Consider the following 1733-nt stretch of genomic DNA (forward strand, 5'->3'; position numbering starts at 1 on the left):
GTAGCCAAAAAGCCAGCAGCGCCGAAGCCAGCGGTAGCGGCCAAGCCTGCAACTGCAGCGCCGGCGACCAACTCGGTCACGCCACCGACGCCTGCTGCTACCCCGACTGCAACGCCGGCAACCCCGACGCCTACCAGTCAGTCCTGATTTTTACGGGACACATAAAAACGCCCGGCCTGCGAAGGTCGGGCGTTTTTTATGGAATCTACAGAACAACACAAATCCAATGTGGGAGCGGNNCGGTGGATCAGTCACACATGTATTGACTGACACTCCGCTTTCGCGAGCAAGCCCGCTCCCACATTTTAGTCCGCGTCGTCCAGGTAGCGCAGCGCCAACCTCTCTGTCGCCAGCCTCGCCGGCATCAGCAGATGCGGGGCCACCAGCATCATGATCTGGTACACCACCACCCGCACCTCACCTTCTCGGTCGAGAATCCGCTGGTAGTCCAGGGAAAACAGCAAGGTCATGGTGATCTGTTCCACCAACTGCCCCAGCGCCTGGGTTTCACTGACCAGTTGCCCATCCGTCTTGAGGCGGGCCAGCAACGAGGCCAGCGTGCGCTTGAGCGCCGTCAGCAGGTTGCGGATGCCCTTGGCCAGTTTCGGCAAGCGACCCGCCAGGTTCGACAGGTCCTGGAACAGAAACCGATAGTGCGCCATGCGCTCCACGATCAGGTGCAGGAACAGCCAGTAATCCTCGGCCGCCAGTTGTGCGTCTTCCGGCGGATCGAGCAACGGCGCCAATTCGTTTTGAAAGCGCTCGAACAGACCGAGCACCAACGGTTCCTTGCCATGGAAGTGGTAATAGAGATTGCCGGGGCTGATCCCCATTTCATTGGCCACCTCCATGGTCGACACGTTCGGCTCGCCCTTGTGGTTGAACAACTGCAAGGCACATTCAAGGATACGGTCGCGGGTCTTCATCCAGTCTTCTTAAAGTCGTCGTGGGGCTCAGCGGACTCGCACATAGATGCCCGGCGCCGCTTCCATCGGTGGGTAATTCTGGTTGCCCAGGGCGGTCAGTGTTTCGCGCTGTACACCGGAGCGCTGCTGGATCCACGCCAGCCAGTTGGGCCACCAGCTGCCCTCGACATGATTGGCGTCGTAGTACCAGGCGCGCGGGTCGCTGCTCAGCTTGAGGTTCTCGACGTAGTTGGCCTTGGGGTTGCCTGGCGGGTTGAGGATGCTCTGGACATGCCCGCTGTTGGACAGAATGAAGCGCTTGTCGCCGCCCAGCAGCTGGGTGGAGCGGTACACCGCGTCCCACGGCGTGATGTGGTCGTTGATGCCGCCCACGCTGAAACTGTCCACCGTGACTTTCTGTAAGTCGACGGGCGTGCCGCACACCTCCAGGCCGCCGGGATGGCTCAGCGGGTTGTGCTTGAAGAAGTCCAGCAAGTCGCCGTGCAGCGCGGCGGGCAGGCGGGTGTTGTCGTTGTTCCAGTACAGGATGTCGAAGGCCGGCGGTTCCTTGCCCAGCAGGTAATTGTTGATCCAGTAGTTCCAGATCAGGTCGTTGGGACGCATCCAGGCGAATACCTTGGCCATGTCCCGGCCGTCGAGTACGCCTTGTTGGTAGGAGCGGCGCTTGGCGGCTTCCAGCGTCTGTTCGTCGGCGAACAGGGTGGCGGGGCTGTCGATCTGGCTGTCCAGCAGGCTCACCAGGTAGCTGGCGCTGGAGATGCGGCGCAGCTGGCGCTTGGCCTGCAGATGGCCTTGCAGCGCGGCGAT

2 protein-coding genes are annotated in these 1733 nt (G+C 61.6%); both read right to left on the reverse strand.

What is annotated here, in order from left to right; genetic code table 11:
* Positions 1–305 precede the first annotated feature (305 nt).
* A complete protein-coding gene (locus HX846_RS27815; protein ID WP_003209312.1) occupies positions 306–926 on the reverse strand; it encodes a TetR/AcrR family transcriptional regulator in 621 nt (206 codons plus the stop codon).
* A gap of 27 nt (positions 927–953) precedes the next feature.
* Positions 954–1733, reverse strand: a 780-nt coding sequence (locus HX846_RS27820; RefSeq protein ID WP_178966521.1) for an alpha/beta fold hydrolase, incomplete at its 5' end; no start/stop codon positions are given.

It is taken from the genome of Pseudomonas sp. K5002, from assembly GCF_013386655.1.
In the GTDB taxonomy this organism is placed as follows: domain Bacteria; phylum Pseudomonadota; class Gammaproteobacteria; order Pseudomonadales; family Pseudomonadaceae; genus Aquipseudomonas.

Coding starts and splice junctions, on each gene's coding strand:
- HX846_RS27815 (WP_003209312.1), bottom strand. CDS start 926: ATGAAGACCCGCGACCGTATCCTTGAATGTGCCTTGCAGTTGTTCAAC.